We start from the raw sequence: 25,228 nt of genomic DNA, 5'->3' as shown, positions 1-25,228 counted from the left end.
GTGGGGCTCACCGCCGCGACCGACGTCCCGGTCGCGCACGGCATCGGCGGCGCGAAGGACCTGCCGATCTCGCCCGAGCTGGCGATCCTCGGCGCCGTCGCCGCCCTGACGGTCTCCTTCGTCGTGCTCGCGGTCGCGTGGCGCACCCCGCGCTTCGACGAGGCCACCAGCGGCACCCCGGCGCCGTCCCTGCTGACCACCGTGGTCGACTCCCTCGCCTTCCGGGTGCTCGCGCGCACCTTCGGCATGGCGGTGTTCTGCTGGGCGACCTTCGCGGCGGTGTTCGGCAAGGACCTGCTCACCAACCCGTTCTTCGGGATGTTCTACGTGTGGTGGTGGGTCGGGCTGGTGCCGCTCAGCGTGCTGCTGGGCCCGGTGTGGAAGGCGATCAGCCCGGTCCGCACCATCAACCTGCTCTTCGCGAAGGTCTCCGGCGGCAGCCCCGACAGCGGCGTCTTCACCTACCCCGAGCGTCTGGGCTACTGGCCGGCGGCGTTCGGGCTCTACGCCTTCGTGTGGATGGAGCTGGTCTACCCCTACTCCACCGAGCTCGGCCCGGTGCGCCTGTGGTTCGCGATCTACGTGGCCGCGATGCTGCTCGGCGGCGCCCTGTTCGGCACCACCTTCTACGAGCGCGCCGACCCCTTCGAGGTCTACTCCTCGCTGGTCGCGAAGCTCTCGATGTGGGGACGCCGCGACGGCGCGATCATCGTGCGCAGCCCGCTGGCCAACCTCGACACCGTCGTCCCGCGGCCGGGCCTGGTGGCGGTCGTGGCGGTGCTCTTCGGCAGCACCGCCTTCGACTCCTTCAAGGACTCCAGCCACTGGATCTCCTTCATCCAGACCACGCCGGTCGTCAAGGACCACAACTGGGCCAACCAGCTGGCCAACAACGCCGGCCTGCTGGTCTTCTGCCTGGGCGTCGGTCTGGTGTTCTGGATCGGGACGGCGAGCACGGGCGTCGGCCCCGATCAGCGGCGACGCGATCTGCCGCGGCTCTTCGCCCACTCGGTGATCCCGATCATCGTGGGCTACATCGTCGCCCACTACCTCTCCTACCTCGTCGAGGTCGGCCAGGACACCCTGATCCGGGCCAGCGATCCGCTCAGCGACGGCTCGAACTACCTGGGCACCGGCAATCTCAGCGTCGACTACTGGCTCAGCTACCACCCGACGTTCCTGGCCAACACCAAAGTGATCTCGGTGGTCGTCGGCCACGTGCTCGGCGTCATCGCCGCCCACGACCGGGCCATCAAGCTGCTGCCCAAGCAGCATCAGGTGACCGGTCAGCTGCCGCTGCTGGTCGCGATGGTGGCCTTCACCGCCGGTGGGCTCTACCTGCTGTTCGCGGCCTGACCGAGGGCCACGGCCTCCCGGCGCGCCAGCTCCTGCGCGACCGCACGGAACGCCCGCGCCGCGGCGCCGTCGTGGTCGGTGACCGCACGGCCCGCCGCCAGGGCGCGGTCGACGGCGCCGCGGTCGTCGGGCACCGTGTGCACCTCCGTCACGCCGGGGAAGCCGCGCACCAGGGCCAGGATGTCGCGCTCGGACCAGCCGAGGGAGGAGCGCATCCGGTTGACGACGACCCGCACCGGTCGGCCGCCGGTGACCTCGGCGAGCGTCGCCAGGCCGCGGGCGCCGCGGCTGAGTCCGACGGGGTCGGGGCCGAGCACCACGACGATCTCGTCGGCGACCGCCAGCGCCTCCAGGGTGGTCTGGTCGCGCGCGGCCCGGCCGGCCAGTTCGGCGTAGGGGTCCTCCTCGAGCCCGGGACCCGCATCGACCACGACGTCGCCGACCACCCGCAACGCCTCGAGGAGATCGGTGACGGTGCCGGGCCGCACCTCGCTCCAGCGGTCGGGGCGCGGAAGCCCGGTGACGACGCTCCACCCCGGCCCGAGACCGCGCACGACGCCGTGCACCCCGACACCGAGGGTGCCGCCGGCGGCCAGTCGGCTCGCGGCCAGCAGGCCCGAGACCTCCTCGAGCACCCCGAGATGCTGGGCGACCGCGCCGCCGTAGGGATCGACGTCGACCAGCACGCTGGGACGGCCCGCGGCGGCCGCCGCCGCGGAGAGGGCCACGGCCGTGGTGGTGCGACCCGGCGCGCCGGCCGGACCCCACACGACCAGCACCCGGCCCGAGGCCTCGGCCGGATCGCCGAACGGGTCGCCGGTCGAGTCGCCGGTGAGGTCGCCGGTCGGGCCAGCGGCCAGGTCGGAGCCCGGCAGCGAAGGCTCGGCCACCCGGCGTCCGGTGGTCGCGGGCCGGGCCGGATCGTCGGCCGGGCGGTCGGCGTCGGGCTCGCCCCGATGGCGGTTGGCGGCATCGCCCGTCGTGGGATGCGGTGCGCGGGTCGGTCGCGCGGCCCGCTGCCCCGGCGCGGCCACGATCGCGCCGATCAACCCCTCGACGTCGTCGCCGAGGCCGACGGACTCCAGCCCGATGCGGGCGGCGTGCTCGCGGGCCTGCTCCAGCGCACCGCCCTCCGGCAGCACGCCCACGACCGCGACGCCGTCGCGATGGAGCCGGTCGACCGCGGCAAGATCGAGACCGACGGCGTCGAGGGCCACCACCGCGACGTCGGCCTGGCCGGACGCCGTGGCGGCGAGGAGGTCCTCGACGTCGACGCAGCGGCGCAGCACCACCACGTCGGGACGCCGTTGGGCGGCGGCCAGCACCGGGGACTCCCACCCCGCGCCCGCACCCGCGAGCAGGACGACGACGGGACGCCCGGCCATCTCAGCCCCGCCGCACCACGGTCACGCGCGGGTCGGACTCGGCGCCCAACGCCCGCAGGAACCCGGCGGCGTCGGCCTGCGGGACGGCGAGCACCAGCCGACGCGCCCCGCTGACGGCGAGCTCCTCGTCGGGGAGGGAGGCGTCGAGCACGGTGACGGCCTCCAGGGCCGGACCCTCCGCGCGGGCGTCGAGCAGGTAGACGTCGACGACCGACCCGGCCACGACGGATCCGGGGATCTGCTCGGGCGCCACCGCCACGGGGACCTCGACGGTGTCGGTGCTCGCACCGACGGCGGCCCGTGGGAGCAGCTCCCCCGCGCCGACCGTGCGCTGCAGACTCCAGCCCTCGGGTACCGGGGTGTCGGCTGACAGGTAGCCGTCGGCGGTGGCGGCGTCGAGCCGCACCTGCTCGACCTCGAGGTCGTCGGCGGTGATGCGGGACCCCGCCGGGAGATCGGTGCGCGCGGCCCAGACACCGGTGGTGTCGTCGGCGCCGGCGAGCAGTCGCGCGCCCAGCAGGATCGACCCGGCGACCAGCGCGATGCCGACCCACAGGCGTGGATCGCGCCAGCCGGGGCGGCGCAGCCGCAGCGCGGGCGCCGGGGCGCGCGTCACGGCGGAGGGTGAGATCCCGAGATCCATGCCTCTCAGTCTGGAGCGGGACGCCGTCCGCCAAACCTGCTCCTCCACAGGGGCCGGGGCCGCCGGGTCGCGCCGACGGCGGTCGATGCGACGATGGGGCCATGGCCGGCCAGCCCCGCTTCCTCACCCTCGCCGACGTCGCCGAGGTGCTCAACACCTCCAGCGCGCAGGTCTACGCGCTCGTGCGTCGCGGCGAGCTGCCCGCGATCAAGATCGGCGGGCGCGGTCAGTGGCGGGTCGAGGCGAGCCAGCTCGAGGAGTTCATCGCGCGCATGTACGCCGAGACGCGGGCCTTCGTCGACGAGCACCCGTTCGTCGACGACCGTGCTGACGACCGGGCTGACGACCGGGCCGACGACCGGGTCGACGCGCTGGGCGAGGACTGAGCTCCCCCGGCAGCCGACCGGGTCAGCCGGTCTCGGCACGCAGCGTGATGTCGATCGTGCGGGTCTCGCCGTCGCGCACCACGGTGAACGGCACGCTCTCGCCGGGCTGATGGGTGCGGATGGCGACGATGAGGCCGATGCCGTCGGTGACCCGCACGCCGTCGACCTCGGTGATGCGGTCGTCCTCGCGCAGTCCGGCCGCGGCCGCGGCCCCGCCGGCGATGATCTCGCTGATGACGGCGCCCTCGCCGTCGTCCTGACCGCCGGTGGCGACCTTCGCGCCGATCACGGGGTACTGCGCCTCGCCGGTGCGCAGGATCTGGTCGGCGGTGATGCGCACCTGCTCGATCGGGATGGCGAACCCGACGCCGATGCTGCCGGCCTCGCCGGTGCCGCCGGTGGTCGCGATCGCGGAGTTCACCCCGACGACCCGGCCGAGCAGGTCGACCAGCGGGCCACCGGAGTTGCCCGGGTTGATCGCCGCATCGGTCTGCACGGCGTTGATGTAGGAGGACTCGTCGGCCGACTCGCCGGTGGTGACCGGGCGCTGGAGCGCGGAGACGATGCCGGCGGTGACGGTGGAGGAGAGGCCCAGGGGCGAGCCGAACGCCACGACCGTCTCGCCGACGCGCAGGCCGCGGGAGGCGCCGAGGGACGCCGGCTGGAGGCCCACCGCCTTCGGGGCGCTCAGCACGGCGATGTCGTAGACGGCGCTGCGGCCGACGATCTCGGCGTCGTAGCGGACGCCGTCCTGGTCGACGATGTGGATCGCCCCGTCGCTCTCGGCGGCGTCGGCGACCACGTGGTTGTTGGTGATGATGTGGCCCTGCCGGTCGAGCACGAAGCCCGAGCCGGTGGCGCCGTCGTCCTGGCCCTGGTAGGCGGCGAGGATCTGCACGGTGCTGGGCAGCACGGCCTGCGCGACGTTGGCGACGGTGCCGTCGGGGGCCTGGAGGGGCGCCTCGGTGGCCAGGTCGACGCCGTCGAGGCCGGTGGAGACGGGTCCGATCGTGGTGGTGTCGTCGTCGACGGCACGGAACGCGGCCGAGCCGATGAAGCCGCCGAGGAGACCGACGACCAGCGCCACCGCGCCGACGGCGGGCCAGACCCAGCCGGCCGGGGCGGCGCCGCGGGGTCGGGTGACCAGGTGGGCGCCGGGGGCTGTCGGTGCCGCGGGCGCTGCCGGCGCCGGGTCGAACTCGCCGGGCACGGAGCCGGGCGCGACGAGGCGGTCGACGGGGGGCGGAGCCCAGGGCGACTGCTCCGACGGTGCTGACGGCGCTGACGGCGCTGACGGCGCTGACGGCGTGGGCGGCGTGGGCGGCGTGGGCGGTGCCGGCGGCACGGGTGCTGCGGACGACGCCCAGCGGTCGGTGTCCTCCGGTGGGGGCGTGCCGTCCGGTCGCTCGTCCGGTCGCTCGTCGTGCGGGTCGCTCACGCGCCCATCATGCCGGGTCGCCCCAGCACGGACGGCTCAGCACGGACGGCGACTCAGCGCCCGGCGCCCCGCTGCAGGGCTCAGGGCGTCAGGCGACGGATGGTGGTGACCGGCTCGCCCACCCCGCCCACGGGGGTGCGGATCGAGACGGTGGGCTGCTGCACGGTGGGCGCGTCGGCCGGGGCGGCGCCCAGGGTCAGCACCCCCATCACGGCGGCACCGACGGCGCCGCCGCCGATCGCGGCGAGCGCGAGGGAGGTGCGACGGCTGCGCTCGCCCGCGGCGAGCGCCAGGTAGAAGTCGCCGGCCGAGCCGTCGAAGGCCGGCTCGAAAGCGGAGGCGTCGCCGTCGTCGGCGCCGAGGTCGGCCAGTCGGCCCTTGAGCATGCCCTTGAGGTCGGCCGGGGCTCCGGTGGCGGAGGTCTGGGAGAGGCCGGAGAGCCGGGTCTTGATCCAGCCCTCCCGCTCGACGAGGTCACGGCAGGCGTGGCAGCCGTGCACGTGCGCCCAGGCGCGATCGGCCTCCTCGGGGCTCAACTGCCCGTCGAGGAGGGCGCTGACCCGCGCTCCCAGGTGCGCCATCAGGGCGTCCTCGGCAGGAGCGCGACCGGCTCCAGGGTGGGGCCGGAGAAGCGGGTACGGCCACGGCCGGGCGCGCGGTGGGACAGCGCGGCGCGCAGCATGGAGCGGCCGCGGTGGATGCGCGAGCGGACGGTGCCCAGCTTGGCGCCGAGGATCTCGGCGATCTCCTCGTAGGAGAGGCCCTCGACATCGCACAGGACGACCGCGGCGCGGAAGTCGGGCGGGAGGGTGGCCAGGGCGCGCTCGATGTCGTCGTCGAAGCGCTGGTCATGGAAGGCGGCGTCCGGGCCGGGCGCGGTGCTGCGCAGCCGGTCGGCACGCTCGTCGGAGAGGGCGTCGAAGCGGATCTTCTGCTTGCGGCGCGCCTGGTCGAGGAAGAGGTTCGTGGTGATGCGGTGCAGCCAGCCCTCGAAGGTGCCCGGCGTGTAGGAGTCGAGGGAGCGGAAGACGCGGACGAAGACCTCCTGGGTGAGGTCCTCGGCGTCGGGGCGGTTGCCGGTGAGCCGGTAGGCGAGGCGGTAGACGCGGTCGGAGTGCTGCTCGACGATCTCGTCCCACGTGGGGACCCCGGGCGTCGCGCCCGAGCCGGTGGTGGTCTCGCTGATGCCGCCGGTGTCGCCGGACGGTCGGTTCATCACGCTCTCCTTCGAGGGACTCCCGTCGTGGTGCCGACCCTAGCCGGGCCGCCTGAGAGGAGTCTGTGATCGCTCCAACGGATGACCCGCAGCCGGTGTTCCCGGGCGGAGGGTCGCGTGCGCGATAGGTTGCGGCCATGTCGACCTCGTCGCTGCCGCCCGTCGCCCCCGCGAGCTGGACCTTCGCGGAGTCCTTCGTGGTCGAGGACGAGATCCTCGCCGCCGCCCGGGCGCGGGCCCAGGAGGTCGGCGTCTCGCCGATCGGCTCTGGGGGCGGCGCGATGCTGCGGTTCCTGGCCTCGGTGCTCGACGCGCGCGCCGTGGTGGAGATCGGCACCGGCACCGGCGTCTCGGGGCTGTGGATGCTGCGCGGCATGCGGTCGGACGGCGTCCTGACCACCGTCGACATCGAGGCCGAGCACCAGCGCCTGGCCCGGCAGACCTTCACCGACGCCGGGATCGCGCCCCAGCGGGCGCGCACCATCTCCGGCGCCGCCCTCGACGTCCTGCCGCGGCTGACCGACGGCCACTACGACCTGGTGTTCTGCGACGGCGACAAGGCCGAGTACTCCGCCTACCTGGCCGAGGCGCTGCGCCTGCTGCGCCCCGGTGGCGTGGTGGCCTTCGACAACGCCCTGTGGCACGACCGGGTGGCCGATCCGGCCCAGCGCGACGAGGAGACCACCGCGATCCGCGAGCTCGGCCGCACCATCGCCGCCCGCGACGACCTCGTCTCGGTGCTGCTCCCGATCGGCGACGGCCTGCTGTGCGCGAAGAAGGTATGGGTGCCGGAGGCCGACTGAGCTCCGCGCGACGACGACCGGTACCGGACGGCGGTCGACTCACCGGGTCTCGAGGCTCCTCGCTGGCGCTCGTCGCACCTCGACCACCGGCGGCGAGCGGTCAGTAGCGGGGCTTGGCCTCGAAGCCGTCCCAGCCCTCGGCGACCGCGATGATCTCGCAGGGCTCGATGAGGATCGGCGGGGCGCCGACGATGACGCTGACCGGCGAGGTGGCGGCGGCAGCGGTGAAGCTGGCCTGGAAGTCGGCCCGCGCCTCCTCCGAGGCGAAGACGTAGGCCCCCTCGAACCAGGCGCCGCGGACGGCGCGCCAGGTCTTGAACCGCAGTCCCGACATGCCGGTGAACCGCGCGTGGGACGTGCCTTCGACGTAGGTGGCCAACTCGTCGACGATGTCGTCGGCGGTGCCGACCAGCGACCAGCGCACCGTGAGCCCCGGCTGGGGGGCGGGCGTGCGGCTCATCGGCCCGCTCCGACGCCGGCGAGCGGCTCGGCCGAGCCGAGCCAGCCCAGCAGGGCGCGGGCGCCGAAGCCGGTGGGACCCGGCGTCCATTCGAAGGTGTCGGCGGGCGAGTCGCCCACCGAGGCGATGTCGAGGTGGGCCCACGGCAGGCCGCCGACGAAGTGCTGGAGGAACAGGGCGGCCGTGATGGCGCCCGGCCCGCCGGCGGCGTTGTCGGCGTCGGCGATCGGGGAGGAGAGCTTGTCCTCGTACCCGGCGAACAGCGGCAGCCGCCACAGCGGCTCGCCGGCGCTCTCGCCGGCCTCGGCCAGGGCCGTGGCCAGGGCGTCGTCGTTGGCGAAGTAGCCGCCGGTGCGCTGACCGAGCGCGACCTTCATCGCGCCGGTGAGCGTGGCGACGTCGACGAGGGCCGCCGGCTCGATCTTCTCCACGGCGTAGGCGAGGGCGTCGGCCATGACCAGGCGCCCCTCGGCGTCGGTGTTGGTGACCTCGCTGGTGCGGCCGCCGTAGTGGCGGATGACGTCGCCGGGGCGCATCGCGGTGCCGGAGACGGCGTTCTCGGCGCACGCGAGCAGGCCGACGACCTTGATCGGGCATCCGACCGCGGCGAGCGCGGCCATCGTCGAGAGGACGACGGCGGCGCCGGTCATGTCGCGCTTCATGCTCACCATCGCCTCGCCGGGCTTGATGGAGAGGCCGCCGGAGTCGAAGGTGATGCCCTTGCCGACCAGCACGACGGTCGGGGTGCGCCGCCCAGCGCGGCGCGGGGTGTAGTCGAGACGGATCAGCCGCGGCGGGGTGGCCGAGGCGGCGCCGACGGCGAGGATGCCCCCGAACCCCTCGGCGGCGAGCTGCTTCTCGTCCCAGACACGGACCTCGAGCGCGGCCTCCCGCGCGACCTCGGCGGCCTGCTCGGCCAGCCAGGCCGGGTTCTTCAGGTTCGAGGGCACGGTGGCCAGCGCGCGGGCGCGCCAGGCGGCGCCGCCGATCGCGATCGCCCGCTCCAGCACCGGCTGGAGACCCGGGTCGGCGGCGGCGAGGACGACGCGGCCGACCGGACGCCAGGCCGGGTCGCCGGAACGCCAGTGGAACTGGAAGGAGCCGAGCATCATGCCGACGACGACGGCCTCGAGCCCCGTGTCGTCGCCGACGGCGGCGAGCGAGGTGGCCACGGCGTCGCGGTCGCGCACGGCGCGGGCCAGGGCCGCACCGGCACGACGCAGGTCGACGGGGCGCTGCGCACCGACGCCGACGAGCAGCACCTGGCGCAGGTCGGCGTTGTCGGGGGCCCCGAGCGGGACGGGCACGGTGGTGATCTCGCCGGTCTTCCCGGTGGCCCGGGCGGCCTCGAGGACGGCGAGCAGATCGATGCCGAGCTGGTCGGCGAGCTCCTCGGCCCCGGGGCCGAGGAGCGGGGAGGCGTCGTCGCCCTCACCGGAGAGGACCGGGAGGGCGACGACGTCGACTCCGAGGACGGCGTGCGGCCCGGGGCGGCTGAGCGCGAACCCGGGCGGGGCGACCTGCGGCGGGAGCCCGGTCACCGGGGCGGACGACGTCACGATGATGCGAACCTCGTCAGCCGACGACGTTCTTCAAGGCGTCGCCCAACGCGCCCGCCTCGTCGGCGTTGAGCTCGACGACGAGCCGGCCACCGCCCTCGAGCGGCACGCGCATCACGATGCCTCGGCCTTCCTTGGTGACCTCCAGCGGACCGTCCCCCGTCCGCGGCTTCATCGCCGCCATCCGGCACCTCTTCCCAGCTCGTGTGTGGCAGTGGAACAGCCATTATCCCCTATCGGGGCAGCGCTTCGCGCCTCGGGCCGCCGACGGGCGGCACGGGGGCGGGCTCACCCCGGGCTCACCCCGGGTTCAGACGGTGCGGGTGAGGTAGCCCCAGGTCAGCACGGAGACGTCGACGAGCAGGCCGACGTGGGCGAGCACCGAGAGCCACGGACCGCGCGACCAGCCGTCGACGGCGCCGTCGCGGGAGTGCCGACCGCGGCTGGGCAGCCAGCGGGCGAGGACGAGCAGACCGACCAGCGCGACGATCCACCAGAACGCGAGGCCGATGATCCCGACGAGCGCTCCGCCGGCCACGGTGTCGTCGGGCGCGATCAGGAAGGTGGTCCACACGACCAGGGCCGCCACCCCGGCGACGGTGTGGAGACCGACGAGCGTGCCGCCGACGTCGACGCGTCCGGCGCCGCCGCGCGCGAGCCGCACGCGGGTCAGCACGACCACCACAGCGGCCAGCACGGTGAAGACGACGACCACCGCCGTGCCGGCGGCCTCGCTCACGGGGTGGTCTCTCCGGCGTCCGGTGCGGGCTCGTCGTCCGGACCGTCGTGGGACGCCGTCGGCCCGGTCGGCCCGGTCGCCTCGATCGGCTCGGTCGCCTCACGTTCGGCGATGAGCCGCTCGAGGAGGGCGTCGACCTCGCCCATGCGGTAGCCGCGCAGGGCGAGCGGGAAGCGCACGCGACGCAGGTCGTCGGCGGTGATCGGACCCTCCGCGGGCAGCGAGACGTCGTGCCGGTCGGGCGGGGCGTCGACCATCGGCCGGCCGTATCCGGCGGCGAGCGCGGCCACCCCGCCCATCGCGAGCACGATGAGGACGGCGAAGAACCAGGTCATGCGTCCTCCCGGGTGCGCAGCATGAGGTCGACGACCTCGTCGAGGTCGTCGGTGACCACGAGCATGTCGAGGTCGGCCTGCCCGATGGTGCCGGCGGCCAGCGCGGTGTCGCGCAGCCAGCCGATCAGCCCCGACCAGTAGGCGGTGCCGACGAGCACGATCGGGAAGTGCCGGATCTTCTGCGTCTGGCGCAGCGTGAGCGCCTCGAAGAGCTCGTCGAGGGTGCCGACGCCGCCGGGCAGCACGACGAAGCCCTGGGCGTACTTCACGAACATGGTCTTGCGCGCGAAGAAGTAGCGGAAGTTGATGCCGAGGTCGACGTGGTCGTTGAGGCCGTTCTCGAAGGGCAGTTCGATGCCGAGGCCCACGCTGAGGCCGCCGGCCTCGCTGGCGCCCTTGTTGGCCGCCTCCATGATGCCGGGGCCGCCGCCGGTGATGACCGCGAAGCCGGCCTCGGCCAGCCGCCGGGCGATCTCCTCGGCCTGGGCGTAGCCGGGGTGGTCCTCGCGCAACCGGGCCGAGCCGAAGATCGCGATCGCCTCACCGAGCTCGGCCAGCGCACCGAAGCCCTCGACGAACTCCGACTGGATGCGCAGCACCCGCCAGGTGTCGTTGTGGGTGTCGAGGTGGCCGCGGTGCAGCAGCCGCTCGTCGGTGGTCGTGGCGTCGGCCTCCTCGACACGGCGCTGGAAGACCGGCCCGCGGAAGCGTCCCTTCACGACGACGTCCCCTCGCCGGCAAGCCACGCCGCGAGCACGCGCTCGCAGCGCTCGATCTCCTCCACCGCCACGTGCTCGGCCTGGGTGTGGGCGAGCAGCGGGTCGCCGGGGCCGTAGTTGACGGCCGGGACGCCGAGGGTGGTGAAGCGGGCGACGTCGGTCCAGCCGTACTTCGGCGCGGGCTCGGCGCCGACGGCAGCCACGAATGCCTGCGCGGCCGGGCGGTCGAGCCCCGGCCGGGCGCCGGGCGCGGAGTCGGTGAGGGTGATCTCGAAGCCGGCGAAGAACTCCTCGACGAAGGCGAGCGCCTCGGCCTCGCTGCGGTCGGGGGCGAAGCGGTGGTTGACGGTGACCACGCACTCGTCGGGGACGACGTTGCCCGCGACGCCGCCGCGGATGCCGACCGCGTTGAGGCCCTCGTGGTAGCGCAGGCCGTCGACGACGGGCTGGCGGGCCTCGTAGGCCGCGAGCCGGTTGAGGATCTCGGCGGCGCCGTGGATGGCGTTGACGCCCTTCCAGCTGCGCGCCGAGTGCGCCCGCTGGCCGGTGGTGCGGACCTCGACGCGCAGCGTGCCCTGGCAGCCGGCCTCGACGCCGGCGTTGCTGGGCTCCATGAGGATCGCGAAGTCGGCGGCGAGGAGCTCGGGGTGCTCGACGGAGAGGCGGAAGAGGCCGTTGGAGGCGGCGTCGACCTCCTCGGCCTCGTAGAGCACGAAGGTCAGGTCGCGCTCGGGCACCAGCGCACCGGAGCCGACGAGGGCCGCGAGGCGCAGGATGACGGCGTCCCCGCCCTTCATGTCGCAACTGCCCAGGCCGTGCAGGACGCCGTCCTCGAGACGGGAGGGGAGGTTGGCGTTCTCCGGCACCGTGTCGAGGTGGCCGGCGATCACGACGCGCTCGGCGCGGCCGAGGTGGGTGCGGGCGACGATCGTGTGGCCGTGGCGGACGACGTCGAGGTGCGGCCGGGCGCGCAGCTCGCGCTCGACGGCGTCGGCGATGACCTGCTCGTGGTGGCTCTCGGACGGGATGTCGACGAGCTGCCGGGCGAGGGTGACGACGTCGGCCTCGAGGTCGAGCACGGTCGCGGACGTGGGCACCATGCCGCTCATCCAACCAGACCGGAATACTAGAACCGGTTCTAGATCTGGGCGTAGTCTCCCGCCATGCGCCATGGGATCGTCCTGTTCACCTCCGACCGCGGGGTCACCCCCGCCGAGGCCGCGAAGGCCGCCGAGGAGCGGGGGTTCGACACGTTCTACGTGCCCGAGCACACCCATATCCCGATCAAGCGCACCGCCGCGCACCCGGGCACCGGCGACGAGACGCTGCCCGACGACCGCTACCTGCGCACCCTCGACCCGTGGGTCTCGCTGGCGACCGTCGCGGCCGTGACCTCGCGGATCGGGCTCTCGACAGCGGTGGCGCTGCCGGTGGAGTCCGACCCGATCACGCTGGCCAAGGCGATCGCGACCCTCGACCACCTCTCGGGCGGTCGGGTCTCGATCGGCGCCGGGTTCGGCTGGAACACCGACGAGCTCGCCGACCACCACGTGCCGGCCGGACGTCGTCGCACCGTGCTGCGCGAGTACGTCGAGGCGATGCGCGCCCTGTGGACCCAGGAGGAGGCCTCCTACGACGGCGAGTACGTCTCCTTCGGTCCCTCGTGGGCCTACCCCAAGCCGGTGCAGGCCCACATCCCGCTCATCATCGGCGCCGGTGGCGGACCCAAGACCTTCGCCTGGATCGCCGCGAACGCCGACGGGTGGATGACCACCCCGACCCAGCAGGACATCTCGGGCAACATCGAGGCGCTGCACGCCGCCTGGCGCGAGGCCGGCCGCGACGGCATCCCCGACGTCCGCGTGCTCATCGCCTTCAAGCCCGACCCCGCCGACCTGGCCCGCTGGGCCGAGCTCGGCGTCACCGAGCTGATCTGGGGCATCCCCGACGCCGGCCTGGACGTCGTCGAGGCGCACCTGGACAAGCTCGCCGCGCGGCTCGGGGTCGAGCCGGGGGTGTTGTTGGGCTGAGGGGGCTGCAAGTTTCTTCGGTCAACCGAAGAAACTTGCACTGGGACGGCGAAGTTTCGCCGTCCCAGCGATGGTTTCTCGCGATCGCCCAGCAAGTTTCGTCGGTCAACCGAAGAAACTTGCACGGCGTTTCGGTCCCTCAGGCCCGCACGACCCCCACGGCGACCGACTGCCCGTCCCCGACGGCGACGGGTGCAGCGCCGTCCGCGCCAGCCGCGCCGTCCAGCGCGTCGACCAGCTCGACCGAGGTCGCCAGGGTCTCCCCCGCGATCAGGTCGCGGTGGGTCTCCAGCGCCGAGCGGACGACGTCGTCGCCGCCGTGGCCCAGGGTGAGCGCGATGCGGTCGGAGACCTCGAGGCCGGCGTCCTTGCGGGCCTGCTGCACCGCCCGGACGACGTCGCGGGCCAGGCCCTCGGCGGCGAGCTCGGGGGTGACGACGCAGTCGAGCACCACGAAGCCGCCGGCGAGCATGCCGGTGGCCACCGTGTCGTCGGCCGAGCCGGCGACGGTCTCGAGCGTGTACTCGCCCTCCTCCAGCACCAGCCCGCCGGCGGTGACGACGCCGTCGGCGTCGACCGACCAGTCGCCCGACTTCGAGCCCTTGATCGCGACCTGCACGTCCTTGCCCAGCCGCGGGCCGGCCGCGCGGGCGTTGACGGTGAGGCGCTGGGAGACGCCGTAGGAGGCGGCCTCGGGGGCGTCGGCGGCCAGCAGCCGCACCGAGCGCACGTTGACCTCGTCGGCCACGATCGCCTCCAGCCCGGCCAGCGCGGCCGGGTCGGGGACGACGACCGTCAGCGAGGTCAGCGGCAGCCGCGTGCGCAGCGACCGCGCCTTGCGCAGGGCCGAGGTGGCCGAGCAGATGTCGCGCACCTGGTCCATGGCCGCCACCAGCGCGGCGTCCTCGGGCAGGGCGTCGGCGGCGGGCCAGTCGGTGAGGTGCACCGAGCGTCCGCCGGTCAGGCCGCGCCAGATCTCCTCGGTCGTCAGCGGCAGCAGCGGCGCGGTCACCCGGCACACCGTCTCCAGGACGGCGGCGAGGGTGTCGAACGCCGGACCCGAGACCGCCAGGTCGTCGCTCCAGAAGCGCTCACGGCTGCGGCGGATGTACCAGTTGGTGAGCACGTCGAGGAACGAGCGCGTGGCGTCGCACGCCTCGGCGACGGCGTAGTCGTCGAGCGCGGCGGTGACCTCCTCGACGTACGCGCGGGTCTTGGCCAGCAGGTAGCGGTCGAGCAGATCGGTGGACGCCGTGGAGCCGGCGGTGTCGTAGCCCGAGGCGTTGGCGTAGAGCTGGAAGAAGTACCAGCTGTTCCACAGCGGGATCATCACCTGGCGCACCGAGTCGCGGATGCCCTGCTCGGTGACGATGAGGTTGCCGCCGCGCAGGATCGGGCTCGACATGAGGAACCAGCGCATCGCGTCGGCGCCGTCGCGGTCGAAGACCTCGCGCACGTCGGGGTAGTTGCGCAGCGACTTGCTCATCTTGTTGCCGTCGGAGCCCAGCACGATGCCGTGGCTGATGCAGTTGCTGAACGCCGGCTTGTCGAACAGCGCGGTCGCCAGGATGTGCAGCGTGTAGAACCAGCCGCGGGTCTGGCCGATGTACTCGACGATGAAGTCGCCGGGGAAGTGACCCTTCGCGGACGCCGTCCCGTTGAACCAGTCGGCGTTCTCGAAGGGGTAGTGCACCTGGGCGTAGGACATCGAGCCGGAGTCGAACCACACGTCGAGGACGTCGGTGACGCGCCGCATCGTCGACCGCTCACCCTCGGGACGGGGGTCGTCGGGGTTGGGACGCGTCAGCTCGTCGACCCACGGGCGGTGCAGGTCGCGCTCGCCGTCGGCGTTGAGGGGCAGCCGGCCGAAGTCGCGCTCGATCTCCTCGAAGGAGCCGTAGACGTCGATGCGGGGGTAGGCGGGGTCGTCGCTCTTCCACACCGGCACCGGGGAGCCCCAGAAGCGGTTGCGGGTGATCGACCAGTCGCGGGCGTTCTCCAGCCACTTGCCGAACTGGCCGTCCTGGATGTGGTCGGGCACCCAGCGGATCTGCTGGTTGAGCTCGAGCATCCGCTGCTTGATGGCGGTGACCTCGACGAACCACGACGAGACGCCCTTGTAGATCAGGGGCTCGCGGCAGCGCCAGCAGTGCGGGTAGGAGTGGTCGTAGGTCTCGCGGCGCAGCAGGATCGTGCCCGCCGAGACCGCGCCGGCGGCCTCACCGCGGGTGACCGCCTTGAGGTGGTCGATGATGTGCGGGTTGGCGTCGAAGACCTGCATGCCCTCGTACTCGGCCACGGGGTGGGTGAACCGGCCGTCCTTGCCGACCGGCATGACCGCCTCGATGTTCTCCCGGTCGGTGACCTCCTTGTCGACCTCACCGAACGCGCCGGCGGTGTGGACCACGCCCGTACCGTCGGTGGTCGTCACGGCGTCGTCGGCGGCCACCACGCGGAACGCGTTGGCGTGCCCGGCGTAGTAGGAGAACGGCGGGGTGTAGGTGCGACCGACCAGGTCGGCGCCCCGGTAGCGGCCGAGCACGGTGGGCTCCTCGGCGTCCGGGAAGAGCTCCCGCTTGTAGGCGCCCAGGCGGGCCTCGGCGAGCAGGTAGCGGGCGGTGGCGCCCTCGACGCCGGGCACCGGGCCCTCGACGACGACGTAGTCGATGTCGGAGCCGACCATGACGGCGAGGTTGCTGGGCAGGGTCCACGGCGTGGTGGTCCAGATGAGGATGTGCGCGCCGTCGAGGACGGCGTCGTCCCCGCGCTCTTCGAGGCGGTAGCCGACGGTGACGGCGGGGTCCTGCCGGTTCTGGTAGACGTCGTCGTCCATGCGCAGCTCGTGGTTCGACAGCGGCGTCTCGTCGTTCCAGCAGTAGGGCAGCACGCGGAAGCCCTCGTAGACCAGACCCTTGTCGTAGAGCGACTTGAAGGCCCAGATGACCGACTCCATGTACTCGGGGTTCATGGTGCGGTAGTCGTTGTCGAAGTCGACCCAGCGGGCCTGGCGGGTCACGTAGTCGCGCCACTCGCCGGTGTACTTCATGACCGACTCGCGGCAGGCGTCGTTGAACTTGTCGATGCCCATCTCGACGATCTCGTCGGTGGTCTTGATGCCGTTGAGGCGCATCGCCTCGAGCTCGGCGGGCAGGCCGTGGGTGTCCCAGCCGAAGCGCCGCTCCACGCGCTTGCCGCGCATCGTCTGGTAGCGCGGGATGAGGTCCTTGACGTAGCCGGTGAGCAGGTGGCCGTAGTGCGGGAGGCCGTTGGCGAACGGGGGGCCGTCGTAGAAGACGAACTCGCCCTCGCCGTCGGCGCCGGGGTCGCGCTGGTCGATGCTGGCCTGGAAGGTGCCGTCGGCCGCCCAGTAGGCGAGCACGCGCTCCTCGATCGCGGGGAAGCGCGGGTTGGAGGGGACGCCGGCCTCGCCGGTGGTGACCTTCGGGTACGTCATCGCTGGTCCTCTGGTTCGCATCTGCATCGGAACCAGGGACGACCCTCGCGGACCGCGGTACCACCCTGCTTGCCCGGCCGGGGCCGGACCGCTTCGTTGACGGCTGTGACGGGCCACCCGTCCGGTTCTACTGGGCGGGCCGGGGCCTGCTGTTCTTCCGGAGGCTCGCCGCTGATGACGGCTCGAACGCCTGTGCTCCCAGGGTACGGGGACGCCGCGGGCGGGGTCGAATCGGTTCCGCGACCTCGGGGCCGACACTCATCTTCCGTTCATCGCGCTCTCAACCACGGACCCCACACTCGCACCGTGCGCCTGCGCTCCCTCCCGCCCGCGCTGGACTCCACGCTGGACTCAGCGCTGGACTCCGTCCTCGTGGCCGTGGTCGCGGCGGTGGTCTACGCCGTCCACGGTTTCGAGGGGACGTTGGTGCGCGACCTGGGGGTCTTCACCTACGGCGGGCAGCGGGTCGCGGACGGCGTCCTGCCCTACGTCGGCATCTTCAACACCGTGGGGCCGTTGGCCGACGCCGTGCCGGGTGCGGCGATCCGGGTCGGTGAGCTGATCGGCGTCGGACCGGTCAGCGCCGAGCGGCACCTGTTCTGGGTGCTCTCGGTCGGCTGCTGCGTGCTGGTCGCGGCCCTGGGACGGCGGGTCGGCGGGTCGCGGGTGGTGGGCCTGCTCGCCGCTGCCCTGTTCCTCACCTTCGAGGACTTCACCCATCTCGCGACGAACGGGCCGCGGGAGAAGACGGTGATGGTGCTCTTCCTCCTCGCGGCGATGCTGCTGCTCGAGCGTCGCCGGTGGACGGCGGCGGGGGCCTGCACCGCGCTGGCGACGCTGACCTGGCAGCCGGCGCTGCTCGTCGCCGTCACCGCAGCCGTCACGACCCTGCTCCGCACCCCGCGCGGCGAGGTCGGCCGGCTGCGTGCGGTCGCCGGTTACGTGCTCGGGGGTGCGGTGCCGACGGCGCTGGTCGTCGCCGTCTACGCCGTCCAGGGCGAGCTGCATCGGGGGCTGCTCGGCTTCCTGCTCGTCAACGCGCGCTACACCCGCCAGACCTCCGTCTACTCGGCGCCGCACTTCGTGGCCGACGTGCTGTGGGAGGGCTACGGGTGGTCGCTGGTGCTCGTGCTCGCCGGCCTGGTGGCGGCGGTCGGCGCGGCGGTGGTGGCCCTGATCCGGGGACCGCGCGATGCGCGGGTCACCCTGGGCGCGGCCGCGCTCGTCGGCGTCGTGTGGACGACGACGGCGGTCAACGGGGCCCCCGACCTCTTCGTCGTGCTGCCCTTCGCGGCGGTCGGCGCCGCGCTCGCCCTGCACGCCCTCCTCGCAGCGCTCGCCGCCCTCGCGCGCCGCCCCGGGTGGGCCGCTCCGGTGCTGGCGGGGCTCACCGCGGGGGTCGTCGTCCTCGCCGGGGTGCAGTCGGCGGCCACGCGCCAGGTGGGGCTGCGGGCGCAGGAACGCGACGTGGACGCCGTCCTCGCCGCCGTGCCGGACGCCGATCTGATGGCGATCGATGCCCCCCAGGTGCTCGCCCTCGCCGGTCGGGTCTCCCCCACCCCGTTCCAGATCTTCGACGTCGGCATCGACGGCTACCTCGAGGCCACCTGGCCGGGTGGCCTCCAGGGCTTCGCCGCCTGGATCGCCGCACGCCGTCCGACGCTCATCGTGCGCGCCCTCGACGACCACCAGACCTGGCCCGACGCGATGCTCGCGCGCCACTACGTGCTGGCGGGATGCGGCCCGCAGTGGCGCTGGTACGTCTCCCGCGCGGCGGGGCCCGCCGTCCTGGACGCCGTACGGGAGGCCAACCGGCAGGCGCGCTGGGGGACGCGGCGGGCCGGGGCACCGGTGGGGTGATCCGGGTCGCGCCGCCGGCGTCGTCCGTGATGGGCTGGCGCCATGCCCGCCGAGTTCTTCCTCGACCCCGCCGTTGACCCGCGCCTCCAGCCCAGCGATCCGTGGCGCGGTGAGCGCGAGGTCGACCTCGGCTACCTGAACCACTTCCGGCAGACCTTCGCCCTCAAGCTCGAGGGCTTGGACGCCGAGCAACTCGCCCGCCGCTCCGTGCCGCCGTCCACGCTGTCGCTGCTGGGGCTGCTGCGGCACCTCGGCAAGGTCGAGCACACGTGGAACCGGATCTTCCTCCAGCGGCTGCCCGAGCCGCGCCTGTACGGGTGCGAGGAGGTGCGCGACGCCGACTTCGACGGCGCCGTCGCGGACGACGCCGTGGTGGCCGAGGCCTGGGAGGTCTGGCGACGCGAGGTCGCCGCCGCCGAGGAGCACCTGGCCACCCGCGACTTCGACGAGGTCGTCGACGTCCGGGGCGAGCCGACCGAGGTGCGCGACATCGTCGTCCACCTCATCGAGGAGTACGCACGCCACTGCGGCCACGCCGACCTGCTGCGCGAGTGCGTGGACGGGCGGGTCGGGCAGTAGCCCCGGCTCCCTAGACTGGCGTCCTGTGACGACCTCCGCCTGGGGCTACGGCCTCGCCACCGTGACCACCGCCGGCACCGTGCTCGACGTCTGGTTCCCGCACCCGCAGCTGGGGCAGCGTCCCGCCGGCGACGAGGCTCCGCGCGACCTCGTCGACCTCACCGGCAGCGACCACGCTCGCCGGGTGCGCCGTGAGATCCGGCTGGTCGAGATCGCCGACCTCGATGCGGCGCCGTCCGACACCGCCGATGTGTGGCTGCGCCTGCACCTGCTCTCGCACCGCCTCGTGAAGCCGCACGGCCTCAACCTCGAGGGCGTCTTCGGCCTGCTCACCAACGTGGTGTGGACCTCCCACGGCCCGTGCGCGGTGGAGGACTTCGAGTCGACCCGCGCCCGCATGCGCATGCACGGCCAGCACGTCACGGTCTTCGGCGTCGACAAGTTCCCGCGTCTGGTCGACTACGTCATCCCCTCCGGCGTGCGCATCGCGGACGCCGACCGCGTGCGGCTCGGCGCCCACCTCGCCGAGGGCACGACCGTCATGCACGAGGGCTTCGTGAACTTCAACGCCGGCACCCTGGGCGCCTCGATGGTCGAGGGCCGCATCTCGGCCGGCGTGGTGGTCGGCGACGGCTCCGACGTCGGCGGCGGCGCCTCGATCATGGGCACCCTGTCGGGCGGCGGCAAGCAGGTGATCTCGATCGGCGAGCGCTGCCTGCTGGGCGCGAACTCCGGTCTGGGCATCCCGCTCGGGAACGACTGCGTGGTGGAGGCCGGCTGCTACGTCACCGCCGGCACCAAGGTCACCCTGCCCACCGAGAACGGCCGGGTCGTCAAGGCCCTGGAGCTGGCCGGCGCGAACAACGTGCTCTTCCGCCGCAACTCGGTCACCGGCGCCATCGAGGCCGTCCCGTGGAAGGGCACCGGCATCGAGCTGAACGCGGCGCTGCACGCGAACTGACGGCGTCCGACCACCCTCTCGTTACCCTCGCCGACATGGGGGACGCCGAGGGACGCCGATGAGGCGGTTGCTCCTGGCCACGACCGGGATCGCCGCGCTGGCGGTCGTCGTGGCCACCGTCATCACCGCGGTCCGCCAGGGCGTGGTGCCGTTCCTGGCCTCCGAGCAGTGCGAGGCCAGCGTGGACGGGCACACCGTCGTGCTGAGCATCGAGCAGGCCGAGAACGCGGCGCTCATCGCCGGCATCGCGGTCGAGCGCGGCCTGCCCGCGCGGGCGGCGTCCATCGCGCTGGCCACCGCGTTCCAGGAGTCGAAGCTGCGCAACCTCGACCACGGCGACCGCGACTCGCTCGGCATCTTCCAGCAGCGTCCGTCGCAGGGGTGGGGCACCGCGCGGCAGGTCCGCGACCCCGTCTACGCCACCAACCGCTTCTACGACGCCCTGGTGAAGGTGGAGGGCTACACCACGCTCCCCATCACGGTCGCCGCCCAGGAGGTGCAGCGCTCGGCGTTCCCCGAGGCCTACGCCGACCACGAGCGCGACGCGCGCGTGCTGGCCTCCGCGCTGACCGGCAACTCGCGGGCCGCGTTCAGCTGCACCGTGAAGGACGATCCGGACGCCGCCTCCCCCGATCTCGACGCAGCCGGGCTGACCGCGCGGGCGGCCGCCGTCCGCCGCGACCTCACGCGGGTCTTCGGCGAGCAGTCGCTCGGCGGCTTCGCGCCGGGCGGGGTGACGAGCGGCCACATGCCGGGCTCGGCCCACTACGACGGGCGCGCGGTCGACGTGTTCTTCCGCCCCATCACGCCGGCCAACCGCACCCGCGGCTGGGCGATGGCCCAGTACCTCGTCGCCCAGGCCGAGCGCCTCGACATCGCCACGGTCATCTTCGACGACCGCATCTGGACGGCGCGCCGCTCGGCCGCCGGCTGGCGCGACTACTCCGCGCCGTCCGGCTCGGGCGATCGGGCGGTGCTCGAGCACCGCGACCACGTCCACGTCGACGTCTTCGCCTGAAGCACGAACATCACCAGCCCGAGCGAGACCAGCGGCGCCGCGGTCGGCCAGTAGCGCGAGCCTGCCTGGTGCACGAACGGCTGCACCAACAGGCAGGCCAACGCCACCTTGAGGACGACGGGCAGCACCTGCTCGCCGATCGGCCTGCGACGCACCACGACCAGGACGGCGATCCCGACCAGCAGCATCGGGTAGTAGAGCAGCGCGGTGCCGGCGACGACCGCCCACCGCAGCGGGTCGAGTCGGGTGCCCGGGTCGCGCATGAACTCCGAGAACGCCGAGGGCCCGATGGCGTAGTGCCGGAAGTTCCGGGCGACGTCGGGCAGGTAGGAGCCCAGGGTCACGTCGCGGCGCGCGTAGCTGGACATCTGACGCTGCACCTCGACCTCCGACAGCCCGGTCGCGCGGGCGACCTCGCGGGAGTAGCGCAGCGGCGTGAACCAGATCGTGGAGCCCGGGTCGCACGGACCGAAGCAGATCTGCGAGCGGTCGCCGAAGGTGTTCGCGAGCACCGTCGGCACCGAGGTCGTCGTCATCACCCGGGCGCCGAGGGTCTGCGAGGCGGCGATCGACCAGGGTGCGAGCACGGCCAGGAAGCACACGCCGCCGACGACCACCGCGGCGACGCTGCGTCCGCGTGCGGCACCGCGCAGCGCGACGAGGACGCCGAGGCCCAGCAGCACGAACAGGGCACCCGCGAGGATCGAGGTGCTCGAGCGCAGGTAGAGCATCGCCACGGCCACCAGCCCGATCCGGACGCCGTCGCGCAGCGCCAACGCCTCGCCGTCGATGACCCGGCGCAGCGCCGCGGCCACCTCCGCCACGAGGACGGCGAGCACCAGCCCCGCGGCGAGGTCGCCCCAGGCGCCGGTGGAGAAGACGGCCCACATCGGCACGAGCCCGGGGAAGACCAGCAGGGCGAGGGCGTAGGGATCGCCGAGCAGGGTGCGCACCCGCAGGGCGGCGACGACGAGGAGCACGGTCGTGACGACGGCGAGGTAGAGCCGCACGCTCGCCACCGACGCGTCGGGGTCGACGACGAACAGCGGCGTCAGCACCACGCCCATCCCGGGCATGAACCAGCCCGACGACACCACGCTCAGCTGGAGTTCGCGGGTGTCGAAGGGCCCCAGGCGGGCCGCGTCGCGCACGGCGTTCGACAGCGCCCGACCGGCGTCGACGTAGGAGGTCTCGTCGCCGATCAGCACGCCGCCGTCCAGGTGGGTGCCGAGCAGGAGCGGCAGGACCGCCAGCACGAGCAGCACATGGGCGGCCACGAGCCACCAGAACGCGCGCCTCACGGGGCGGTCTCCAGACCCGGGGGGAAGTCCTTGGTCGTGTACGGCGAGGCGCAGGCGGGAGTCTCCGCCGGCCGCGAGGGCGGGAGGTCGAGCAGCACGGTGCCGCGGACGACGTACCGCTCGGCCTGGTCGGGCGGCAGCGGCAGCGGCCGGACGACGAAGCGCACCGGCGCCCGCGCCGCGCGGACGGCGTCCGCGAGCCGGCGGTGGGCCGTCACCGGGTCGATCTGGTCGAACTGCACGAGCAGCTCGCGTCGCTCGGCGCCCGGCGGACCGACGAGCCGGTCGCGCCGCACCTGGTAGGCGAACGGGAGCCGCAGTCCGTCGGGCAGCGGCCAGCAGCTGACGAGGGAGTCGGGCGGGAGGTCGGGGCGGTAGTTGTGCACGGTGACCGCCCGGCCGAACCGCGGCGAGAGCAGGAACACCGCCAGGGCGACCGCGATCGTCCCGAGTGTGATCGCGCGGCGCATGAGGGTCAGTGTGCGCCGAGGCGCCGCACCGCAGCCTCCACCCTTTCGTCGGTGGCGGTGAACGCGACCCGCACGTGCTGGGCACCGGCCGCTCCGTAGAACGCGCCCGGCGCCACGAGGATGCCCTGCTCGGCGAGGTCGGCGACGGTGCGCCAGCAGTCCTCGCCGCGCGTGGCCCACAGGTAGAGGGAGGCCTCGGAGTGGTCGACCCGGAAGCCGGCACCCTCCAGGGCGGTACGCAGGAGGGCGCGTCGGGCGGCGTAGCGGGCGTGCTGCTCCAAGGCGTGCGCGTCGTCGTCGAGCGCCGCCTTCATCGCGACCTGCTGGGGGCCGGGCATCTGGAGGCCGAGGTTCTTGCGCACCGCCAGCAGTTCGGCGATGACGGCCTGGTCGCCGACCGCGAAGGCGCAGCGGTAGCCGGCGAGGTTCGAGCGCTTGGAGAGCGAGTGCACCGCGAGCAGGCCCTCGAAGGAGCCGCCGCACACGTCGGGGTGCAGCACCGAGACGGGCTCGGCCTCCCAGGCGCATTCGAGGTAGCACTCGTCGGAGACCAGCAGGACGCCGCGCTCGCGGCACCACTCGACGACCGTGCGCAGGTGCTCGACGGGGAGCACACGGCCGCTGGGGTTGGCCGGGGAGTTGATCCACAGCAGGGACGGCGTGCGCCCCTCGAAGGCGGCGAGGTCGTCGGTGGCGATCGCCTCGGCACCGACCAGTGCGGCGCCGACCTCGTAGGTCGGGTAGGCGAGCGCCGGGAAGCCGATGAGGTCGCCCGAGCCGAGGCCGAGGTGCAGCGGCAGCGAGGCGATGAACTCCTTGGAGCCCACCACCGGCAGCACGTGCTCCAGCCCGACACCGCTCACGCCGTGGCGGCGGCCGAGCCAGTCGACGACAGCCTGCCGGGTCTCCGGCAGGCCGATCGTCGTCGGGTACCCCGGATTGTCGGCGGCCGCGCGCAACGCGGCCTGCGCGACCTCCGGGGTGGGGTCGACGGGGGTGCCGACCGAGAGGTCGACGATGCCGTCAGTGTGGGAACGGGCCGTGGCCGCGTAGGAGGTGAGCCGGTCCCACGGGAAGTCCGGAAGGCGTCCCGAGACGGGCCCCGTGAGGGGCGACGCCACCGAGGTCATCCGGACTCAGTGGTCCTGGTTCTGCGGCGGGAGGCCGGCTACGAAGGCGTGGTCGTGGTCGATCTCGCCCATCTTCGCGGCGCCGCCCGGCGAGCCGAGGTCGTCGAAGAAGTGGACGTTGGCGTCGTAGTACTCCTTGGACTCCGCCGGCAGGTCGTCCTCGTAGAAGATCGCCTCGACCGGGCAGACCGGCTCGCAGGCGCCGCAGTCGACGCACTCGTCGGGGTGGATGTAGAGCATCCGCTTGCCCTCGTAGATGCAGTCGACGGGGCACTCGTCGACGCAGGCACGGTCCTTCACATCGACGCAAGGCTGGGAGATGACGTAGGTCACCGGTGTCCTCCTGAGGGGTGCGCGGGGAGCGCGCGATCGGATGCTCGGGTGCAGCCTAGTATCCGCGTGTGGACGACGCGCAGGAACCCCACGGAGTGGGCAAGCACCTGCTTGGTCCTCACGTCGTCGGGCAGCGCGTGGTCGTGCGGCGCCTCCTGCGCGGGCAGACCGGGCCGACCGGCGGACCCGCCTTCACCGACCTGCTCGGCACCTGCCTGGCCTGGGGCGAGGGACGCTGTGTGGTGCAGCCCGAGACCGGCCCGCCGGTGACCATCGCCCTGGCCGACCTGGTCTCCGGCAAGCCCGTGCCTCCGCGGGCGGCGGTGCACCTGCGGGTGACGCCGGTCGACGCCCAGCGTGCGGCGTTCGCCCTCTTCCCGGGCCTGGAGACCGAGCCGCTCGGCTCCTGGACCCTGCGCCACCACCCGCACGAGACCGCGCGGCGCGCCAACTCGGTGCTCGCCTTCGGCCCGGCCGGGGATCCGCTCAGCGCGGAGGAGGCGATCGGCTCCGTCGTCGCCTGGTACGCCGCGCGCGGACGGCGTCCGATCGCGGCGGTCCTGACCGGCTCCCCCGAGGCCGCCCTGCTGGGCGAGAGCGGCTGGGTGCCGGAGAGCACCGATGCCGACACGCTCTTCCGGCTGGCCCCGGTCGCCCGGGCGCGGCGGGCCCTCCCCCGCACCCTCGCCGCCGAGGCCGAGGTCGGAATCGAGGGCGCAAATGACGGCGAGGACGGCGGTCTCGTGCGCGCCTGGATCCCCGGTCCGGAGGGTCACCTGGCCTCGGGGCTCCTCGCCGTCGACGGCGACTGGGCCGGCGTCCGCGGCATGGAGGTCGCAGCAGCCCATCGCGGACGCGGTCTCGCGCTCGCCGTCCTCGCCACCCTGCTCGAGGTCGCCGCCGAACGCGGCGCGCGCACGGCGTACCTGCAGGTGCTCGCCGACAACGAGCGCGCCCTGCGCCTCTACGACGGCCTCGGCTTCGTCGACCACCACCGCTACACCTACCTCGCGCCACCGGTCGGGACCTGATTCGACTAAGACGATCGAATCG

General features: G+C 73.5%; 26 protein-coding genes. 9 read left to right on the top strand and 17 right to left on the bottom strand.

Going from position 1 to position 25,228, the window contains the following annotated elements:
• Positions 1–1,356, top strand: a complete 1,356-nt coding sequence (locus ABD671_RS22210; RefSeq protein ID WP_344735713.1) for a hypothetical protein — start codon at positions 1–3, stop codon at positions 1,354–1,356.
• Here ABD671_RS22210 and ABD671_RS22205 read toward each other — a convergent pair.
• A complete protein-coding gene (locus ABD671_RS22205; RefSeq protein WP_344735712.1) occupies positions 1,335–2,741 on the bottom strand; it encodes a CpaE/TadZ family protein in 1,407 nt (468 codons plus the stop codon). The two genes, ABD671_RS22210 and ABD671_RS22205, sit on opposite strands and share 22 nt — an antisense overlap.
• A gap of 1 nt (position 2,742) precedes the next feature.
• Positions 2,743–3,384 carry an SAF domain-containing protein gene (locus tag ABD671_RS22200; RefSeq protein WP_344735711.1) on the bottom strand — a complete coding sequence of 214 codons (642 nt, stop codon included), beginning with the start codon at positions 3,382–3,384 and terminating at the stop codon, positions 2,743–2,745.
• Between the two features lie 101 nt (positions 3,385–3,485).
• Here ABD671_RS22200 and ABD671_RS22195 point away from each other — a divergent pair, with 101 nt between their 5' ends.
• Positions 3,486–3,770, top strand: coding sequence for a helix-turn-helix domain-containing protein (locus ABD671_RS22195; RefSeq protein ID WP_344735710.1), 285 nt, complete (start codon positions 3,486–3,488; stop codon positions 3,768–3,770).
• Positions 3,771–3,792: 22 nt separating this feature from the next.
• Here the strand turns inward: ABD671_RS22195 and ABD671_RS22190 are convergent, their stop codons facing one another.
• The 3 genes from ABD671_RS22190 to sigE all read right to left on the bottom strand — a co-directional run bounded on the left by ABD671_RS22190 (position 3,793) and on the right by sigE (position 6,424).
• Positions 3,793–5,208: a S1C family serine protease gene (locus ABD671_RS22190; RefSeq protein WP_344735709.1), complete on the bottom strand. Its 1,416-nt coding sequence runs from the start codon at positions 5,206–5,208 to the stop codon at positions 3,793–3,795.
• Positions 5,209–5,288: 80 nt separating this feature from the next.
• On the bottom strand, positions 5,289–5,789 hold the full coding sequence (locus ABD671_RS22185) for a zf-HC2 domain-containing protein (RefSeq protein WP_344735708.1): 501 nt from the start codon (positions 5,787–5,789) through the stop codon (positions 5,289–5,291).
• A complete protein-coding gene (gene sigE, locus ABD671_RS22180; RefSeq protein WP_344735707.1) occupies positions 5,789–6,424 on the bottom strand; it encodes an RNA polymerase sigma factor SigE in 636 nt (211 codons plus the stop codon). Before sigE ends, ABD671_RS22185 begins: the two co-directional genes overlap by 1 nt.
• A gap of 137 nt (positions 6,425–6,561) precedes the next feature.
• On the opposite strand from sigE, the gene ABD671_RS22175 reads away from it, so the two are divergent.
• The gene (locus ABD671_RS22175) at positions 6,562–7,227 is read left to right on the top strand and encodes an O-methyltransferase (RefSeq protein WP_344735706.1); all 666 of its coding nucleotides are present in this window, start codon (positions 6,562–6,564) and stop codon (positions 7,225–7,227) included.
• A 100-nt stretch (positions 7,228–7,327) separates the two neighbouring features.
• Here the strand turns inward: ABD671_RS22175 and ABD671_RS22170 are convergent, their stop codons facing one another.
• From ABD671_RS22170 to dapE, 7 genes are all read right to left on the bottom strand, one after another.
• Positions 7,328–7,687, bottom strand: coding sequence for a hypothetical protein (locus ABD671_RS22170; RefSeq protein ID WP_344735705.1), 360 nt, complete (start codon positions 7,685–7,687; stop codon positions 7,328–7,330).
• Positions 7,684–9,246: a leucyl aminopeptidase gene (locus ABD671_RS22165; RefSeq protein ID WP_344735704.1), complete on the bottom strand. Its 1,563-nt coding sequence runs from the start codon at positions 9,244–9,246 to the stop codon at positions 7,684–7,686. Before ABD671_RS22165 ends, ABD671_RS22170 begins: the two co-directional genes overlap by 4 nt.
• A 16-nt stretch (positions 9,247–9,262) precedes the next feature.
• Positions 9,263–9,430 carry a DUF3117 domain-containing protein gene (locus tag ABD671_RS22160; RefSeq protein WP_340539870.1) on the bottom strand — a complete coding sequence of 56 codons (168 nt, stop codon included), beginning with the start codon at positions 9,428–9,430 and terminating at the stop codon, positions 9,263–9,265.
• 126 nt (positions 9,431–9,556) lie between these two features.
• Positions 9,557–9,985, bottom strand: coding sequence for a hypothetical protein (locus tag ABD671_RS22155; RefSeq protein ID WP_344735703.1), 429 nt, complete (start codon positions 9,983–9,985; stop codon positions 9,557–9,559).
• Positions 9,982–10,320, bottom strand: coding sequence for a DivIVA domain-containing protein (locus ABD671_RS22150; protein ID WP_344735702.1), 339 nt, complete (start codon positions 10,318–10,320; stop codon positions 9,982–9,984). Before ABD671_RS22150 ends, ABD671_RS22155 begins: the two co-directional genes overlap by 4 nt.
• Positions 10,317–11,039: an LOG family protein gene (locus ABD671_RS22145; protein ID WP_344735701.1), complete on the bottom strand. Its 723-nt coding sequence runs from the start codon at positions 11,037–11,039 to the stop codon at positions 10,317–10,319. Before ABD671_RS22145 ends, ABD671_RS22150 begins: the two co-directional genes overlap by 4 nt.
• The gene (gene dapE, locus ABD671_RS22140; protein WP_344735700.1) at positions 11,036–12,139 is read right to left on the bottom strand and encodes a succinyl-diaminopimelate desuccinylase; all 1,104 of its coding nucleotides are present in this window, start codon (positions 12,137–12,139) and stop codon (positions 11,036–11,038) included. Before dapE ends, ABD671_RS22145 begins: the two co-directional genes overlap by 4 nt.
• 63 nt (positions 12,140–12,202) lie before the next feature.
• On the opposite strand from dapE, the gene ABD671_RS22135 reads away from it, so the two are divergent.
• On the top strand, positions 12,203–13,069 hold the full coding sequence (locus ABD671_RS22135) for an LLM class F420-dependent oxidoreductase (protein ID WP_344735699.1): 867 nt from the start codon (positions 12,203–12,205) through the stop codon (positions 13,067–13,069).
• A gap of 139 nt (positions 13,070–13,208) precedes the next feature.
• On the opposite strand, the gene ileS is transcribed toward ABD671_RS22135, so the two are convergent.
• Positions 13,209–16,523 carry an isoleucine--tRNA ligase gene (ileS, locus tag ABD671_RS22130; protein WP_344735698.1) on the bottom strand — a complete coding sequence of 1,105 codons (3,315 nt, stop codon included), beginning with the start codon at positions 16,521–16,523 and terminating at the stop codon, positions 13,209–13,211.
• Positions 16,524–16,829: 306 nt separating this feature from the next.
• On the opposite strand from ileS, the gene ABD671_RS22125 reads away from it, so the two are divergent.
• Genes ABD671_RS22125 through ABD671_RS22110 form a run of 4 tightly spaced genes read left to right on the top strand, consistent with a single transcriptional unit; the run spans position 16,830 to position 20,941 of the window.
• Positions 16,830–18,383, top strand: a complete 1,554-nt coding sequence (locus tag ABD671_RS22125) for a hypothetical protein (protein ID WP_344735697.1) — start codon at positions 16,830–16,832, stop codon at positions 18,381–18,383.
• 42 nt (positions 18,384–18,425) lie between these two features.
• Positions 18,426–18,962 carry a mycothiol transferase gene (locus ABD671_RS22120; RefSeq protein WP_344735696.1) on the top strand — a complete coding sequence of 179 codons (537 nt, stop codon included), beginning with the start codon at positions 18,426–18,428 and terminating at the stop codon, positions 18,960–18,962.
• Between the two features lie 25 nt (positions 18,963–18,987).
• On the top strand, positions 18,988–19,923 hold the full coding sequence (dapD, locus tag ABD671_RS22115) for a 2,3,4,5-tetrahydropyridine-2,6-dicarboxylate N-succinyltransferase (RefSeq protein ID WP_344735694.1): 936 nt from the start codon (positions 18,988–18,990) through the stop codon (positions 19,921–19,923).
• A gap of 58 nt (positions 19,924–19,981) precedes the next feature.
• Positions 19,982–20,941 carry a VldE C-terminal domain-containing protein gene (locus ABD671_RS22110; protein ID WP_344735693.1) on the top strand — a complete coding sequence of 320 codons (960 nt, stop codon included), beginning with the start codon at positions 19,982–19,984 and terminating at the stop codon, positions 20,939–20,941.
• Here the strand turns inward: ABD671_RS22110 and ABD671_RS22105 are convergent.
• The 4 genes from ABD671_RS22105 to fdxA are packed head-to-tail and all read right to left on the bottom strand — an operon-like array spanning position 20,863 to position 24,175.
• Positions 20,863–22,242 (bottom strand): hypothetical protein, encoded by a 1,380-nt coding sequence (locus ABD671_RS22105; RefSeq protein WP_344735692.1) that lies wholly within the window; start codon positions 22,240–22,242, stop codon positions 20,863–20,865. The two genes, ABD671_RS22110 and ABD671_RS22105, sit on opposite strands and share 79 nt — an antisense overlap.
• The gene (locus ABD671_RS22100) at positions 22,239–22,712 is read right to left on the bottom strand and encodes a hypothetical protein (RefSeq protein ID WP_344735691.1); all 474 of its coding nucleotides are present in this window, start codon (positions 22,710–22,712) and stop codon (positions 22,239–22,241) included. The genes ABD671_RS22105 and ABD671_RS22100 overlap by 4 nt, the downstream gene beginning before the upstream one ends.
• Before the next feature lie 5 nt (positions 22,713–22,717).
• A complete protein-coding gene (dapC, locus tag ABD671_RS22095; RefSeq protein ID WP_425574950.1) occupies positions 22,718–23,833 on the bottom strand; it encodes a succinyldiaminopimelate transaminase in 1,116 nt (371 codons plus the stop codon).
• A gap of 15 nt (positions 23,834–23,848) precedes the next feature.
• Positions 23,849–24,175, bottom strand: a complete 327-nt coding sequence (gene fdxA, locus ABD671_RS22090; RefSeq protein ID WP_344735689.1) for a ferredoxin — start codon at positions 24,173–24,175, stop codon at positions 23,849–23,851.
• 68 nt (positions 24,176–24,243) lie between these two features.
• Between fdxA and ABD671_RS22085 the strand changes: the two genes are divergently transcribed.
• Positions 24,244–25,206: a GNAT family N-acetyltransferase gene (locus tag ABD671_RS22085; RefSeq protein ID WP_344735688.1), complete on the top strand. Its 963-nt coding sequence runs from the start codon at positions 24,244–24,246 to the stop codon at positions 25,204–25,206.
• Positions 25,207–25,228 lie beyond the last annotated feature (22 nt).

Source organism: Nocardioides fonticola, from assembly GCF_039536805.1.
In the GTDB taxonomy this organism is placed as follows: domain Bacteria; phylum Actinomycetota; class Actinomycetes; order Propionibacteriales; family Nocardioidaceae; genus Nocardioides; species Nocardioides fonticola.
Note: the sequence above shows the minus strand (reverse complement) of the source record. Positions and strands in the feature narration are given on the sequence as shown.

Excerpts from the sequence above, each read along its gene's own strand:
- ABD671_RS22120 (WP_344735696.1), top strand. The coding sequence starts at position 18,426 with ATGCCCGCCGAGTTCTTCCTCGACCCCGCCGTTGACCCGCGCCTCCAG.
- ileS (WP_344735698.1), bottom strand. The coding sequence starts at position 16,523 with ATGACGTACCCGAAGGTCACCACCGGCGAGGCCGGCGTCCCCTCCAAC.
- ABD671_RS22110 (WP_344735693.1), top strand. The coding sequence starts at position 19,982 with ATGAGGCGGTTGCTCCTGGCCACGACCGGGATCGCCGCGCTGGCGGTC.
- ABD671_RS22135 (WP_344735699.1), top strand. The coding sequence starts at position 12,203 with ATGCGCCATGGGATCGTCCTGTTCACCTCCGACCGCGGGGTCACCCCC.
- ABD671_RS22170 (WP_344735705.1), bottom strand. The coding sequence starts at position 7,687 with ATGAGCCGCACGCCCGCCCCCCAGCCGGGGCTCACGGTGCGCTGGTCG.
- ABD671_RS22185 (WP_344735708.1), bottom strand. The coding sequence starts at position 5,789 with ATGGCGCACCTGGGAGCGCGGGTCAGCGCCCTCCTCGACGGGCAGTTG.
- ABD671_RS22160 (WP_340539870.1), bottom strand. The coding sequence starts at position 9,430 with ATGGCGGCGATGAAGCCGCGGACGGGGGACGGTCCGCTGGAGGTCACC.
- dapE (WP_344735700.1), bottom strand. The coding sequence starts at position 12,139 with ATGGTGCCCACGTCCGCGACCGTGCTCGACCTCGAGGCCGACGTCGTC.
- ABD671_RS22150 (WP_344735702.1), bottom strand. The coding sequence starts at position 10,320 with ATGACCTGGTTCTTCGCCGTCCTCATCGTGCTCGCGATGGGCGGGGTG.
- ABD671_RS22100 (WP_344735691.1), bottom strand. The coding sequence starts at position 22,712 with ATGCGCCGCGCGATCACACTCGGGACGATCGCGGTCGCCCTGGCGGTG.
- ABD671_RS22195 (WP_344735710.1), top strand. The coding sequence starts at position 3,486 with ATGGCCGGCCAGCCCCGCTTCCTCACCCTCGCCGACGTCGCCGAGGTG.
- sigE (WP_344735707.1), bottom strand. The coding sequence starts at position 6,424 with ATGAACCGACCGTCCGGCGACACCGGCGGCATCAGCGAGACCACCACC.
- ABD671_RS22200 (WP_344735711.1), bottom strand. The coding sequence starts at position 3,384 with ATGGATCTCGGGATCTCACCCTCCGCCGTGACGCGCGCCCCGGCGCCC.
- ABD671_RS22175 (WP_344735706.1), top strand. The coding sequence starts at position 6,562 with ATGTCGACCTCGTCGCTGCCGCCCGTCGCCCCCGCGAGCTGGACCTTC.
- ABD671_RS22205 (WP_344735712.1), bottom strand. The coding sequence starts at position 2,741 with ATGGCCGGGCGTCCCGTCGTCGTCCTGCTCGCGGGTGCGGGCGCGGGG.